Annotated in this window: 15 protein-coding genes; 8 read left to right on the forward strand and 7 right to left on the reverse strand. The window is 70.2% G+C overall.

Annotated features, from left to right (window positions below; translation table 11 throughout):
* Window positions 1-6: 6 nt before the first annotated feature.
* A complete protein-coding gene (locus BKA14_RS20735) occupies window positions 7-1,320 on the forward strand; it encodes a sensor histidine kinase (protein ID WP_239092967.1) in 1,314 nt (437 codons plus the stop codon).
* Between the two features lie 38 nt (window positions 1,321-1,358).
* Complete coding sequence (locus BKA14_RS20740; RefSeq protein ID WP_498370437.1) at window positions 1,359-2,015, forward strand: response regulator; 657 nt, start codon at window positions 1,359-1,361, stop codon at window positions 2,013-2,015.
* A gap of 221 nt (window positions 2,016-2,236) precedes the next feature.
* On the opposite strand, the gene BKA14_RS20745 is transcribed toward BKA14_RS20740, so the two are convergent.
* The 4 genes from BKA14_RS20745 to BKA14_RS20760 are packed head-to-tail and all read right to left on the reverse strand — an operon-like array spanning window position 2,237 to window position 6,500.
* Window positions 2,237-3,430 (reverse strand): ABC transporter ATP-binding protein, encoded by a 1,194-nt coding sequence (locus tag BKA14_RS20745; protein WP_184952573.1) that lies wholly within the window; start codon window positions 3,428-3,430, stop codon window positions 2,237-2,239.
* A 6-nt stretch (window positions 3,431-3,436) separates the two neighbouring features.
* Window positions 3,437-4,270, reverse strand: coding sequence for a carbohydrate ABC transporter permease (locus tag BKA14_RS20750; RefSeq protein WP_184952574.1), 834 nt, complete (start codon window positions 4,268-4,270; stop codon window positions 3,437-3,439).
* Window positions 4,270-5,220: a carbohydrate ABC transporter permease gene (locus tag BKA14_RS20755; protein WP_438861893.1), complete on the reverse strand. Its 951-nt coding sequence runs from the start codon at window positions 5,218-5,220 to the stop codon at window positions 4,270-4,272. Before BKA14_RS20755 ends, BKA14_RS20750 begins: the two co-directional genes overlap by 1 nt.
* On the reverse strand, window positions 5,217-6,500 hold the full coding sequence (locus BKA14_RS20760) for an ABC transporter substrate-binding protein (protein WP_184952575.1): 1,284 nt from the start codon (window positions 6,498-6,500) through the stop codon (window positions 5,217-5,219). The genes BKA14_RS20755 and BKA14_RS20760 overlap by 4 nt, the downstream gene beginning before the upstream one ends.
* A 208-nt stretch (window positions 6,501-6,708) precedes the next feature.
* Here BKA14_RS20760 and BKA14_RS20765 point away from each other — a divergent pair, with 208 nt between their 5' ends.
* Window positions 6,709-6,978 (forward strand): hypothetical protein, encoded by a 270-nt coding sequence (locus BKA14_RS20765; RefSeq protein WP_184952576.1) that lies wholly within the window; start codon window positions 6,709-6,711, stop codon window positions 6,976-6,978.
* Here the strand turns inward: BKA14_RS20765 and BKA14_RS20770 are convergent.
* Together BKA14_RS20770 and BKA14_RS20775 are read right to left on the reverse strand one after the other, a co-directional pair.
* On the reverse strand, window positions 6,965-7,846 hold the full coding sequence (locus BKA14_RS20770) for a TIGR03560 family F420-dependent LLM class oxidoreductase (RefSeq protein ID WP_184952577.1): 882 nt from the start codon (window positions 7,844-7,846) through the stop codon (window positions 6,965-6,967). The genes BKA14_RS20765 and BKA14_RS20770 overlap by 14 nt on opposite strands.
* Before the next feature lie 4 nt (window positions 7,847-7,850).
* Window positions 7,851-8,420, reverse strand: a complete 570-nt coding sequence (locus BKA14_RS20775) for a TetR/AcrR family transcriptional regulator (RefSeq protein ID WP_184952578.1) — start codon at window positions 8,418-8,420, stop codon at window positions 7,851-7,853.
* Window positions 8,421-8,495: 75 nt separating this feature from the next.
* Here BKA14_RS20775 and BKA14_RS20780 point away from each other — a divergent pair, with 75 nt between their 5' ends.
* Complete coding sequence (locus tag BKA14_RS20780) at window positions 8,496-9,677, forward strand: macrolide family glycosyltransferase (RefSeq protein WP_184952579.1); 1,182 nt, start codon at window positions 8,496-8,498, stop codon at window positions 9,675-9,677.
* Between the two features lie 5 nt (window positions 9,678-9,682).
* Window positions 9,683-10,600 carry an oxidoreductase gene (locus BKA14_RS20785; RefSeq protein ID WP_203722379.1) on the forward strand — a complete coding sequence of 306 codons (918 nt, stop codon included), beginning with the start codon at window positions 9,683-9,685 and terminating at the stop codon, window positions 10,598-10,600.
* A 130-nt stretch (window positions 10,601-10,730) separates the two neighbouring features.
* Here the strand turns inward: BKA14_RS20785 and BKA14_RS20790 are convergent, their stop codons facing one another.
* Complete coding sequence (locus BKA14_RS20790) at window positions 10,731-11,039, reverse strand: MarR family winged helix-turn-helix transcriptional regulator (RefSeq protein ID WP_221477284.1); 309 nt, start codon at window positions 11,037-11,039, stop codon at window positions 10,731-10,733.
* Window positions 11,040-11,101: 62 nt separating this feature from the next.
* Here BKA14_RS20790 and BKA14_RS20795 point away from each other — a divergent pair, with 62 nt between their 5' ends.
* From BKA14_RS20795 to BKA14_RS20805, 3 genes are all read left to right on the forward strand, one after another.
* Window positions 11,102-11,869, forward strand: coding sequence for a nucleotidyltransferase domain-containing protein (locus tag BKA14_RS20795; RefSeq protein ID WP_184952580.1), 768 nt, complete (start codon window positions 11,102-11,104; stop codon window positions 11,867-11,869).
* Window positions 11,870-11,935: 66 nt separating this feature from the next.
* Window positions 11,936-12,277, forward strand: a complete 342-nt coding sequence (locus BKA14_RS20800) for a PadR family transcriptional regulator (protein WP_239092963.1) — start codon at window positions 11,936-11,938, stop codon at window positions 12,275-12,277.
* 22 nt (window positions 12,278-12,299) lie between these two features.
* Window positions 12,300-13,352, forward strand: coding sequence for a hypothetical protein (locus BKA14_RS20805; RefSeq protein WP_184952581.1), 1,053 nt, complete (start codon window positions 12,300-12,302; stop codon window positions 13,350-13,352).
* The last annotated feature ends 24 nt before the right edge of the window (window positions 13,353-13,376 follow it).

Raw genomic sequence — 13,376 nt, forward strand, 5'->3', positions numbered from 1 at the left:
TCGCACATGTCGTCGCTCCTGTTCGCGTTGCTGGTGCCCGGTCCGCCGGGCAGCCGGCAGGCGAGGCTGCGCGACCGCACGGCCGACGTCATCGCCGTGCTGTCCGCCCTGGCCTACGGCGCGCTCATGGTGCCGCTCGGAGACGCCACCTCGCCCCACGCGGCGATCCCGTGGCCGGCCGATGTGGTGATCGGCGTCGCCTGCGCGCTGGCCCTGGTCGTGCGGCGGCGCCGGCCGCTCGCCCTGTGCTTGGCCCTGCTGCCGTTCGGGGTCGTCTCAGTGATGGCGACCGGGCCGACCCTGGTTGCGCTGTTCACGGTCGCAATCCGGCACCGGGCGCGGCTGGTGCTGGCCCTGGCCTCGGTCCACGTCGGCACCGGCGTTGTCTATTACGCGCTGCAGTCCGACCCGCCGTTCGATCTCTGGGTCGATCTGGTGCTGCGGGCGGTCACAGGGCTGGCCGCGGTCGGGTGGGGCCTGTTCCTCAAGGCCTATCGGCACCTGACCTCCTCCCTGCGGGCTGAGGCGGCGAATGCGCAGGCTCAGGCCGAGATGCGGATGGACCGGGCTCGGCTCACCGAACGCACCCGCATCGCCCGCGAGATGCACGACGTGCTGGCCCACCGCATGTCGATGGTGAGCCTGCACGCAGGGGCGCTCGAGGTCCGCACCGACGCCCGCCCCGACGAGATCGCCACGGCCGCCCGCGCGATCCGCGTCAGCTCCCACCTGGCCCTCGAAGAGCTGCGCTCGGTGATCGGCGTCTTGCGCCAGCCGAGTGGCGACGCCGGCGGGGGTGACGCTCGCGTGGCAGGCCCGAACGCGCACGCGACGAGTCCGAGCAAGCACGACGTGATCGTCATGCTGGCCGAAGGTCTCGAGCGGGACGCCCTCAACGGCGGCGGTCGCGTGCGGGTCGAGCCGCCGCAGCCGCGCTTCTCCGACCTGCCCGATCTGCTGACCGAGGCGCGCTCCTCGGGCATGAGGATCGACTTTGTGTCTCTGACGCCGGGCTCGGTACCCTCCGTGGAACTGGAGCGCACGGCCTATCGCGTCGTGCAGGAGGGCCTGACCAACGCCCGCAAGCACGCACCCGACGGCGACGTCGAGGTTCGGCTCGACGGTGGGGGCGGCCACGATCTGCGCATCTTGGTCACCAACGCGCTGCCGCACAAGCCCGTCGGTGACAGGGTTCCCGGGTCGGGCACGGGCCTGACGGGGGTCGGCGAGCGGGTGGCGCTCGCCGGGGGTCGAGTGGAGTACGGCGCCGACGGCGACCGTTTCCGTCTGGAGGCATGGCTGCCTTGCCACGAGCAATAGTCGACGATGCGCAAACACCCGCGGCGGATGAGACAGGCCTGCGGCTGGTGCGGCTTCTGACCGTCGACGACGATCCGATGGTGCTGACCGGGTTGCGCATGATGTTCGGCGGGAACCACGGCGTCGTTGTCGTGGGTGAGGCGGGCGACGGCGACGAGGCGGTCACCGCGGTGCAGGCGCACTGGCCCGACGTGGTGCTGATGGACATCCGGATGCCGCGGATGGACGGGGTGGAGGCGACGCGGCGCATCCGTAAGCTGACCAAGGCGCCGGAGGTGGTCATGTTGACGACCTTCGACATCGACGAGCTGGTGGTGGAGTCGATCCGCAACGGGGCCTGCGGGTTCCTGCTCAAGGACACGCCGCCCGACGAGATCATCGCCGCGGTGCGGTCGGCGGCCGAGGGTGAGATGACGATCTCGCGGCGGATGCTGCGGCCGCTCGTCGAGTTGATCGCCCATACGGCCGGAGGGTCCCGGCGCTCCGAGGCGATCAAGCAGCTGGACTCGCTGACCGGCCGCGAGCGGCAGGTGGCGATCGGTCTGGGCCGCGGTCTGTCCAATGCGGAGATCGGGGCGGAGCTGCACATGGGCGTGTCGACCGTGAAAGGCCACGTGTCGCGGGTGCTGGCCAAGCTGTTCATCAACAACCGCGCGCAGGCCGCCGTGCTGATTCACGAGGCGGGCCTGGTCTGACGGCGGGGCGCGGAGAAAGCGCGGGCGGCCCAAGCGGGCGGGCTCGGCGCGGACAGCACGCGGGCGGGGCGCAGGACAGCGGGCCAGCGGGTGAGCGGGCGGGCGCGGCGCGGACAGGATGCGGGCGCGCAAAGACGAGCGGGCGAGCGGCGTGGACAGGCACAGCGAGCGCCCGGCACGATGGCCGGGCGCTCGTCGGAAGGCGTCAGGGGACGGGTGTGTCAGGAGACGTCGGCGGTCTTGCCCTCGGTGAGGGTGATGTTGCGGCCGTCCTTGGGGTCGAACAGGTGGATCTTGTCGAGGTTCATCCAGATGCGGGCGTCGGAGCCGTCGCGCACCCGGGATTCGGCCGAGAGGCGCGTGACCAGGTTGTCCTGGGGCGGCAGGTCGGCCCCGCCCGCGTCGGCGGCCAGGTCCTCCAGGTCGGCGGCGACCGCGTGCTCACCCTCGACCGTCAGGTAGACGTACTTGTCCGAGCCCATCGACTCGACCAGGTCGACCGGCGCCGTGAACTCGAAGCCCTTGGCCCGCTGGTGCTCCTCGATCAGCCCGGCGTCCTCGAAGTGCTCGGGCCGGATCCCCAGGATGAGCTCCCGGGAGGCCCCGCCCAGCGCCCTGCGTACCTGGTCGCTGAGCGGCAGGTCGCCCAGCGCCGTCCGCAGCTTCGACTCCTCGACCGTGGCCGCGAGGAAATTCATCGACGGTGAGCCGATGAACCCGGCCACGAACAGGTTCACCGGGTTGTCGTACAGGGTCTGCGGGTCGCCGACCTGCTGGATGTAGCCGCCGCGCATCACCACGACCCGGTCGCCCAGGGTCATCGCCTCGGTCTGGTCGTGGGTGACGTACACGGTCGTGGTGTTGAGCTGCTTCTGCAGGCGTGACACCTGGGTGCGCATCTGCACCCGCAGCTTGGCGTCCAGGTTGGACAGCGGCTCGTCCATGAGGAACGCCTTGGGGGAACGGACGATCGCCCGGCCCATGGCCACCCGCTGCCGCTGCCCGCCGGACAGGTTGGCCGGCTTGCGGTTCAGGTACTCGGTCAGTTCGAGAACGCGAGCAGCCTCGGCCACCTTCTTGTCGATCTCGTCTTTTGGCATCTTGGCCAGTTTGAGGGGGAAGGCCATGTTCTCCCCCACGGTCATGTTCGGATACAGCGCGTACGACTGGAACACCATCGCGATGTCCCGGTCTTTCGGGGCCTTGTCGTTGACCCGCTCGCCGCCGATCCGCAGTTCCCCCGACGAGATGTCCTCGAGGCCCGCGATCATGTTGAGCGTCGTGGACTTCCCGCAGCCCGACGGCCCGACCAGGATTATGAACTCGCCGTCGGCGATCTCCAGGTCGACCTCGTGCACGGCCGTCGTACCGTCCGGGTATTTCTTGGTCACCTTGTCGAGAACAATGTCAGCCATCGTTACCTAACCCTTCACGGCGCCGGAGGTGAGACCGGCGACGATGCGCCGCTGGAAGAACAGCACGAACAGGATGATCGGGATGGTGATCGTCACGGCGGCCGCGGAGATCGCCCCGGTGGGGTCCTCGAACTGCGAGGCGCCGGTGAAGAACGACAACGCCACCGGGACCGTGCGGGACTGCTCGGTCGACGTCAGGGAGATGGCGAACAGGAAGTCGTTCCAGCAGAAGATGAAGACCAGGATCGCCGTGGTGAAGACGCCCGGCGCGGCCAGCGGCGCGATCACTTTGCGGAACGCCTCACCCTGGGTGGCACCGTCCATCTTGGCCGCTTTCTCCAGGTCCCACGGGATCTGCTTGAAGAACGCGGACAGGGTGTAGATGGCCAGCGGCAGGGCAAAAGTGATGTAGGGCAGGATCAGGCCGGGCCAGGTGTCGAACAGGCCCAGGTTGCGTTCGATGTTGAACAGCGGGGACACCAGCGACACCTGCGGGAACATCGCGATCAGCAGGGAGACGCCGACGAGCGCCTTCTTGCCGGGGAAGTCGAGCCGGCTGATCGCGTACGCGGCCATGGTGCCCAGCACGACGGCGATCACGGTGGAGATCAGCGCGATGCCGATCGAGTTGATCAGAGCCCGGACGAACTGGTCCGTCTGGAAGATCAGCTTGTAGTTGTCCCACGTCCATTCGCGCGGGATGAAGTTGCCGTCGGTGAGCGTCGCGGTCGTCTTGAACGACAGCGAGACGATCCACAGCACCGGGATCAGCGCGAACACGACGACGATCGCGTCCAGCAGACCCCACTTGACCTTCGCGGAGGTGGTTTCGGCGGCCATCAGCGCCTCCCGTCGACGTCGCTGCTACCGGGGGCCGCCGTGCCGAACAGCTTCACGAAGACGAAGGCGATGATCGCGACGGTGAGGAAGATGAGCACCGACATGGTGGAGCCGATGCCCAGGTTCAGGCCCCTCATCAGGTTGTTGTAGGCGATCATCGAGACCGACGACGTCTCGTTCGCCCCGGCCGAGAGCACGTAGATGTTGTCGAAGATCCGGAACGCGTCGAGCGTGCGGAACAGCAGCGCGACCAGGATGGCCGGCTTCATCACGGGCAGCATCACCTTGGTGAACCGCTGCCACCAGGAGGCCCCGTCCATCGAGGCCGCCTTGAGCAGGTCGTCCGGCACCAGCGCCAGCCCGGCCATCAGCAGCAGGGCCATGAACGGCGTGGTCTTCCAGATCTCGGCGAAGATGATGATCGCGAGGGCGCTGGCCCGTTCGGTGAGAGGCGCCCCCTCCGGCGAGAAGAGGTTGGCCAGGTAACCCGTGCCCGGCGTCCACGCGTAGCGCCAGCTGAACGCGGCGACCACGGTCACGATCCCGTACGGGATGAGCGCGCTGGTCCGCACCAGTCCGCGCCCGATGATCGTCCGGTGCATGATCAGCGCGAGCCCCATGCCCAGCACGAGTTCGACCGACACCGAGATGACGGTGATCAGCATGGTGACGCCGAACGCCGTCCACCAGTAGTTGTTGGACAGCACCGTGGCGTAGTTGGCCAGCCCGACGAACTCGCGGTCGTCCGGGAACTTGAGGTCGTAGCGCTGCAACGACAGCCAGATCGAGTAGATGATCGGGTACGCCGTCACCGCGACCATGACGATGGCCGCGGGCGCGCAGAGCAGCCAGCCCAGCTTGCGCTCCTGCTTCTTGCCCTCGCTCAGCCCGGTGCGGGGCGCCGGAGCGGCGGCCGAAGAAGCGGCCTTTTCACGCGAGGCGACGCTCACGGCAGCACCCCCTTGGAGTCGATGGCGTCCTGGATCGACTTGCGCAGCGAGTCCGCCGTCTGCTGCGGCTGGATCGACGCGGGCGGCGACAGCTCGGCCGACACCACCGTCGAAAGGTTCTGGTAGGCCGGGGTCCGCGGCCGCGGCGCCGACGTCTTGAGCTCCTCCAGCAGCACGTCCTTCATCGGGTAGGCCTCGTTCATCGACGGGTCGTTGTAGACCGCCTCGATCGACGGCGCCTGGCCCGAGTTCACCGCGAGATACAGCTGGCTCTCCGGGCCGCGCAGGCAGCGGATCGCCTCGAAGGCCAGGTCCGGGTGTTTGCTGTACGCGCTGACGGCCTGCTCGGAGCCGCCGATGGTGGTTTTGCTGGGCGTGTTGGCGTCGATCGCCGGGTAGCGGGCCCAGCCCACGTTCTTGGCCAGGCCGGGCGCCTCCTGCACCATCGAGGCCCACACGAACGGCCAGTTGAGCTGGAACGCGCCGCCCCCGCCCTGGAACGCGCGGCGGACGTCGTCCTCGACCGCGTTGGAGAACGACGGGCTGGTCACGCCCGCGGTCGCGAACGTCTTGAGGGTCTCCAGCCCTTTGACCGCGCCTTCGTCCATGACGGCCTTCTTGCCGTCCTGGTCGACCACGTTGCCGCCGGCGCTGGCGACCAGGCTGTTGTAGAGCACGACCAGGCCCTCGTACTGGGCCCCCATCGTCATCACCTGGTAGGGCTTGCCCTCACCTTTGAGCTGCTGGGACATCTTGATCATTTCGTCCCAGGTCTTCGGCGGCGTCGGCACCAGGTCCTTGCGGTACCAGAGCAGCTGCACGTTGGTGTTGTTGGGCGCGGCGTACAGCTTGTCGTTGTACTGGGCGGAGGCGACCGCGGGCTCCAGCGTCTCGCTCTCCACCTCCTGCTTGAGGTCCCCGGTGATCTCCCGGATCCAGTCCGCGCTGGCGAACTCCTGGGTCCAGGTCACGTCCATGCCGAGGATGTCCATGCTGTCGTCCTTGGCGGCCAGCCTGCGGACCATCTGCACCCGCTGGTCGTCGGCCTGCCGCGGCAGCACCTGGTAGGAGATCTTGTACTTGCCCGCCGCCTCCTGGTTGCACCGGTCGACGACGCTCTGCATGTTCTCGACGGGTGAGTTGTAGAAGTTGAGGACGGGCACTCCCCCGTCGTCGGATCCGCAGGCCGCCATCGGCGCCATCAGGACTGTCGCGGCCCCCGCCGCGAGTGCCCGGGCGCGCAGGGTGCGCCGTTGCGGATGTCGGTCGTTGATCGCCATTGACCCTCCATCCGGCCGGAAAACGTCAAGTGATCACGATCACTCGACGGCCAGTGCTTGGTCTGCCCCACACGGTGAAGAAACAAACCAGAAATGCATCGTGCAGATCTGCGCAGGCCAGGCCGATCCCGGAGCGGCGGTTCGCGCGTTTGACGGCGTGACGCCGATGGGTATCGGCGTCACGCCGCGATCTACAACGGAGGAACACATGACCGAGCCGCAGGTCACGCTGGATCCGCGCACCCTCACCGGGGTGGAGCAGAAACTTCGGGGACCCCTGGAGGAGCAGCTGACCTCAGCGCTGCAGGCCGCCACCGAGAAGATCCGGCACTCGTACGCCGGGGAGAGCGTCGAGCAGGTGACCGAGCAGTTGTTCGCGGGCACCAAGGCCGGCCTGCACCCCGACATCGCCGCCGGCTTCCACCCGGATCACGCCCAGCTGCGCCGCGTGGCCGAGTCGATCGTCACAGGTCACTGACGATCGACTTGATCGCGTCCATCGCCTTGAGGCGATCGGCGCCCTCGCCCAGACCACCGTCCGGGATGATCAGCTCATCGAGACCGTTCGCCGCGTACGCGGCGATCTCGTCGGCCAGCTGGGCCGGTGAGCCGCCGATGGCGTTGGGCCTGTTCGCGGGCAGCGGCCCGTCGACGACGGTCAACGCCTGAGCGGTCCGCGCGATCGTCCTCGGGTCGCGCCCGACGGCCGCGCAGTGCTCGTCGAGCACCGCCGACTTGTGCGCGATCAGCTCCGGCCGCCCCCAGCAGTTCCATTCGTCGGCGTGCTCGGCGACCAGGCGCAGCATCCGCTTCTCGCCCTTGGCCCCGATCATCAGCGGGAGCGGCTGCTGCACGGGCTTGGGCTCGTTGACCGCGTCGGTCACCCGATAGTGGTCGCCGTGCACCGTGGTGCGGGGCGTCCGCAGCAGCCCGTGGAGGATCTGCAGCGCCTCGGAGAACCGGTCGATCCGCTCCTTGAGCGAGCCCAGCTCGATCCCGTACTGCTCGTGCTCGTTGATCTGCCAGCCCGCGCCGACACCGAGCACGAACCGGCCGCCGCTGATCTGGTCCACGGTGGCGGCCATGTTCGCGAGCACGGCCGGGTGCCGGTAGGTGATGCCGTAGACGAGCGTGCCGACCCGGATGCGCGGCACCGCCGCGGCCAGCGCGGCCACGACCGAGCCGCACTCGAGCACCGGCCACGTGTCGTCCTCGCCGGGGCCTACATCGGGCATGAAGTGGTCGGCGAACCAGACGCCGTCCCAGCCGGTCTCCTCAGCGTGGCGGGCCTGCTCCAGAACGGCGGCGTAGCTCTGCCCGGCTCCGGGCCAGATGGAAAGTCGCATGACGTCACGGTCGCACGGCCGCCAGCACGTGGTCGACCAGAGCGTCCGCGTATTCCTCGGTGAGCGGCCCGGTGCGCAGCTGCCAGCGGTGGAAGATCGGCCCGAAGATCAGCTCGACAGCCACGTCCAGGTCGGCCCCCGTACGGATCTGCCCCCGCTCCCGCGCCGCCGCCAGCCGATCCCGGACGGCCTCCAGCTGGGGCCGCAGCAATCGGTCACGCACCTGGCCCGCCAAGTCGTCGTCGGAGAGCATTTCGACCGTCAGGGCCCGGGTGGTGGCGGACAGCCGGGGGTCGGCGAACTCGGCCACTGTGGCCCGGACCAGCTCGCGCAGGTCGGCTTCGAGGTCCCCGCTGTCGGGCAGCACGACCGGGGTCTGCTGCCTGGTCAGCGCCTCCAGCACGACCTCACCCTTGCGCCGCCACCAGCGATAGATCGTCTGCTTGCCGACGCCGGCCCGGGCGGCGATCGCCTCGATGGTCACCTTGGCGTAGTCGGTCTCGGCCAGCAGGGCCAGCGCCGCGTCGAGGATCGCGCGGCGGGACTGTTCGTTGCGGCGGGCGGCGGCGGGCACGCATTCAGACTACTTCATGCGAGACGAGACGTATCGTCTTGACGCGTCAACGAGACGAGACGTAGCGTCTCGCCCATGGCTCACATCGCGATGGTCAGCATCCCGTTCCACGGACACGTCAACCCGAGCGCCGAGATCATCCGTACGCTCGTCGCCCGCGGGCACCGGGTCACGTACGCCAACGACCCCCGCTTCGCCGAGCACGTCGCGGCCACCGGCGCGCACCTCAAGCCGTACGGGTCGACACTCCCGACCAACGACGACGACTGGAACGGCGACGCGATCGACCAGCTCACGCTTTTCCTGGACGACGCGATCGCGATGCTGCCGCAACTGCGTGACCTGTACGCGGAGGACCGCCCCGACCTGTTCCTGTACGACATCGCCGGCGCCCCGGCGCGACTGCTGGGCGAGCGGTGGGGCCTTCCCGCCGTCCAGCTCTCCCCCACGTACGTCGCCTGGGACGGCTACGAGCAGGAGATGGCCCCGATGCTCGACGGCATGCGGGCCGACCCGCGCGGCGCCGCCTACTACGAGCGGTTCGCCCGGTGGCTGGCCGCCGAGGGTTCGTCCACCCGGGACAGCCTGGCGTTCCAGGGCCGCCCCGCGCGCGGCCTGGTGCTCATCCCCCGCGCCCTGCAACCGAACGCCGACCGGGTCGACGCGGGCGTCTTCGACTTCGTCGGGCCGGTCCTCGGCGACCGCTCCGCCCGGGGCACGTGGACCCGGCCCACCGCCGCCGGGAAGGTGCTGCTCGTCTCGCTGGGCTCGGCCTTCACCAACCACCCGGACTTCTACCGTCGCTGCGTCGAGGCGTTCGGCGCCCTGCCCGGCTGGCACACCGTGCTGCAGATCGGCGACCGTGTCGACCCGGCCCACCTGGGTGCGGTGCCCGCCTCGGTCGAGGTCCGCTCATGGGTCCCGCAACTGGCGATCCTGGAACAGGCGGACGCCTTCCTGACCCACGCGGGCATGGGCGGCTGCAGCGAGGGCCTCTCCTGCGGCGTCCCCATGATCACCGCGCCGCAGGCGGCCGACCAGTTCCAGAACGCCGAGCAGCTGAGCACCCTGGGCGTCGCCCGCACGATCGACCTGGCCACGGTGACCCCCGCCGAGCTGCGCGAGCACCTGCTGACCCTGACCGCCGACCCGGCCGTACGGACCCGCTGCGCCGAGATCGAAGCGCAGGTCCGCGCCGAGGGTGGAGCCGGCCGGGCGGCCGACCTGATCGAGGAGGTCGTGGCCACCGCCTTGTAGTGTGTTTGCACACGCGCCGAGGCGACCGGGGTCGTGCCGAGGGGCGGATCTCGCCGAAGGACCTCGGGCTGTGGAACGACGAGCAGCGCGACGCGCTCGCCCCGATCGTGCGCTTCATGCGTGCCCAGGGTGCGGTCGCGGGCACCCAGCTGGCCCACGCCGGGCGCAAGGCCGGGGCCTGGCCCGAGTGGGGCACGGGCCGCACCGACGGCAGCATCCCGCTCGACGAGGGCGGCTGGGAGACCGTCGCCCCGTCCGCCGTCGCGTTCCCCGGCCTGCGGGTCCCGCGCGAACTCGACCAGCCCGGCATCGACGGGATCGTCGGCGCCTTCGCCGCGGCCGCCCGGCGTGCCGTCGACGCCGGCTTCGAGCTGCTCGAGGTGCACGGCGCCCATGGTTATCCGGTGCACGAGTTCCTGTCGCCGCTGAGCAACCAGCGCACCGACGGCTACGGCGGCCCGCTGGAGAACCGGGCCCGGCTGCTCCTCGACATCGTCGACGCGATCCGGCACGAGGTGGGCGAGTCAGTCGTGCTGGCGGTGCGGCTGTCGGCGACCGACCGGGTCGAGGGCGGCGTGACGTCCGACGAGACCGTGCAGGTGGCCTCGTGGCTCGGCGAGCACGGCGTCGACCTCGTCGACGTCTCCACGGGCGGCAACGCCCCGGCCACGATCCCGGCCGGCCCGGGCTATCAGGTGCCGTTCGCCACGGCGATCCGCGCCGGCAGCAAGCTCCCGGCCGGCGCGGTCGGTCTCATCACCGAGGCCCGGCAGGCCGAGCACATCCTGCTCACCGAGCAGGCCGACGTGGTGCTGGTCGGCCGCGAGATGCTGCGCGACCCCAACTTCCCCATCCACGCGGCCCGGGCCGCCGGCTTCCCCACGCCTCCCGTCCCCGCGCCCTACCGCCGCGGCTTCCGCTAGACCACCGCGGCTTGGAAGAGCTTCGCGAGGCCTTGCAGTTCGGGCACGTCCTCGGCCTCGCCGAGCAGCCGCTCGAGCACGCGATCGTGGGTGGGCCGGGACTCCTCCAGCAGGCTCTGCCCGGCCTCGGTCAGCTCGGTGTAGATGCCACGCCGGTCGTCGGCGCACAGGATGCGCCGGAGCAGGCCCCGTCCTCCAGGCGGTTCACGAGGCGGGTGGTCGCGCTGCCCGACAGCGCGGCCGCGCGGGCCAGCTGCTGCATGCGCATGTGCCAGCCGTCCTGGCGGTTGAGCGCGTCCAGCACCGTGTATTCGACCACGGACAGCTGATGCTCGGCCTGCAACTCCCGCTCCAGGGCCGACTCGATGAAGCCGTGCAGTGCCGCGAGGCGGCGCCACCCCTGCGCCCGCACCTCGACCGCGTCGTCAGAAGTCGCCATCGCGCTTCGCCGCGCCGTACGCCGGCGCGGCCAACCCATTGATGCAGATGGCTAGACTGCCGTTGGTGATCAATTCCTTGGGCCAGGCGGTGGTTTCAGCGTGCGCGACCTATCTGGAGATTGCGGACCGGCACGCGCCGGGCCTCGTGGAGGGTTTGTACCTGCAAGGCTCGATCGCGTTGGGCGATTACCGGGCTGGTGTCAGTGACATCGACTTCGTCGCCGTCACGAGCTCGACGCCGGACCCCGGCCGGGTGCGCGCTATCCACGAGCAGCTGCGGCGGCATGGTCGCAAGCCGTTCTTCGACGGTCTCTACGTCAGCCGCGATGAACTGCGGTCGGACCCCGCGACGCTGCCGGGCGGCATCGCGGTCCACGAGTGGCGGGTCAAGACCGCGTCGCCGTTCGAGCGCAACCTCGTCACGTGGCACGTGCTGGCCCAAGCCGGCGTGGCGGTGCGTGGCCCGGCGGTGGGCCAACTCGACATCTACACCGACTGGCAGGCGTTGGCCCAGGCCACCCGGCACAACCTCGACGAGTTCTGGGCGCCCTGGGCTACCCGAGCGGCCCGGTCCCCGGCCGGCTTGACGGCATGGGGCACCACCTGGGGCGTCCTCGGCGTCGCCCGATTGCGGCACACACTTGCCGCCGCGCGGATCACCACGAAGACGGAAGCCGCCGCCTACGCCACGGCCACGTATGACCAGCGGTGGCACCGCATCATTCAGGAGGCGTTACGCATCCGGGTCGGCGGTCCGCCGGTGTATCGCAACCCGTTGCGCCGCCGCGCAGACATGCTCGGGTTCATGCGTGAGGCGCTGCGCGGCTGAGCGAGGACCTCGGCTGCTGATCTTGTTGGCTTCCCCGATATACCGATCAACTGTATATTGGCGGCCATGGCGAGCATGCGGCGACCGAGCTTTCTGATCCTGTCGGCGCTCGCTCCGGCCCCGCTGCACGGCTATGCGGTGATCAAGGAAGTGGCACGGCTGTCGGAGGACCAGGTGCGCCTCGCCGCCGGCACGTTGTACGCGGCGCTCGACCGGCTCACCGCCGAGGGTCTCGTCGAGGTCGACCGTGAGGAGACCGTCGACGGCAGGCTCCGCCGCTACTACCGGCTGACCGGGCAGGGCATCGCCGCGCTGGCCGCCGAGGCCGAGCAGATGCGCCGCGACGCGCGGATGGTCACCCGGCAGTTGAGCGGAGCCCGTCCCGCCGGCGCTCCCCGCCCGGCCTGATCCGGCCCCGGAAGGGATCACCATGCCCGACGACCTCCGCACCGTGCGCCTGGCCCGCAGATATCGCCGGTGGCTGACGGCCTATCCCCGGGCGTATCGGCGCGAGCGCGGCCCGGAGATCCTGGCGACGCTGCTCGACGCCGCCGATCCGGGCCGATCACGGCCGGCCGCGCGCGAGGCCGCGCTGCTGGTGCGGCACGGCCTCGGCCGGCGTGTCGCCGAGTTCGGGCGCCGGGCGTTCGTGGTCGCGGCGTTCGCGGCCGTCCTGGGCGGGCTGAGCGGGATCGCGCTCGGCTCGTGGCTGGCCTGGCGCGAGGTGGACCCGATGGCGCCGGACCAGGCCACGGCGATCGCCCTCGCGCCCACGGTCCTGCCGGTCCCCTTCGACGACCGGGCCGAGCAGTACGGGCGGCACACGTTCTGGAACCCGTACAGCAAGAACAGCTGGCACGGCGGCACCGGCGTGCGGGCCGGCCGGACCAGTGTGACCGCCAGCATGCCCCCGCGAACCGGCGTGGAGCAGGTCGCCGCCGCCGTCACCCGGCAGATGCGCGCCCACGGCTGGCAGGACGTGCGAACCACCGGGCCACGCGATGATCCGCAAGCGGTCGCCGAGGTGACCGGCACCCGCGCCGGCTATCTGGCCGCGGTGCAGATCAGCGATCACTACCCGACCGGTCTGAACCTCGACCTGATGTGGGCCGAGCCGCCCGGCCACCGGCGCGACACCGTCCTCGGCGGCCTGGCCGGCGCTCTGCTCGGCGCCCTGCTCGGGCTCCACAGCTCGAAACGCATGCGCCGCTACGGGCCCGGCCGGCAGCGGGCGTACTCCCGGCTCTGCGTGGCCACGCTGCTGATGCTCGCCCCGGCCGGCCTGGGCACCATCCCCACCACGACCGGCTCCCTGCTGGCCAACACTCATCGCAACGGCCACGGTCCCTCGGTGTACTGGGGTGGTTTCGTGTTCCTCGGAGCTCAGCCGCTCGCCATCCTGTCCCTGCTCCCGATCCTCGCGATCGTCGTCTGCTGCTTCTGGCCGCAGCGAGCCACCGTCCGCACACCCACCACTGTCTGAACGCAAGCGGCCGGCCGGTGAAGG

Origin of the sequence: Paractinoplanes abujensis (assembly GCF_014204895.1) — a bacterium.
Lineage (GTDB): Bacteria > Actinomycetota > Actinomycetes > Mycobacteriales > Micromonosporaceae > Actinoplanes > Actinoplanes abujensis.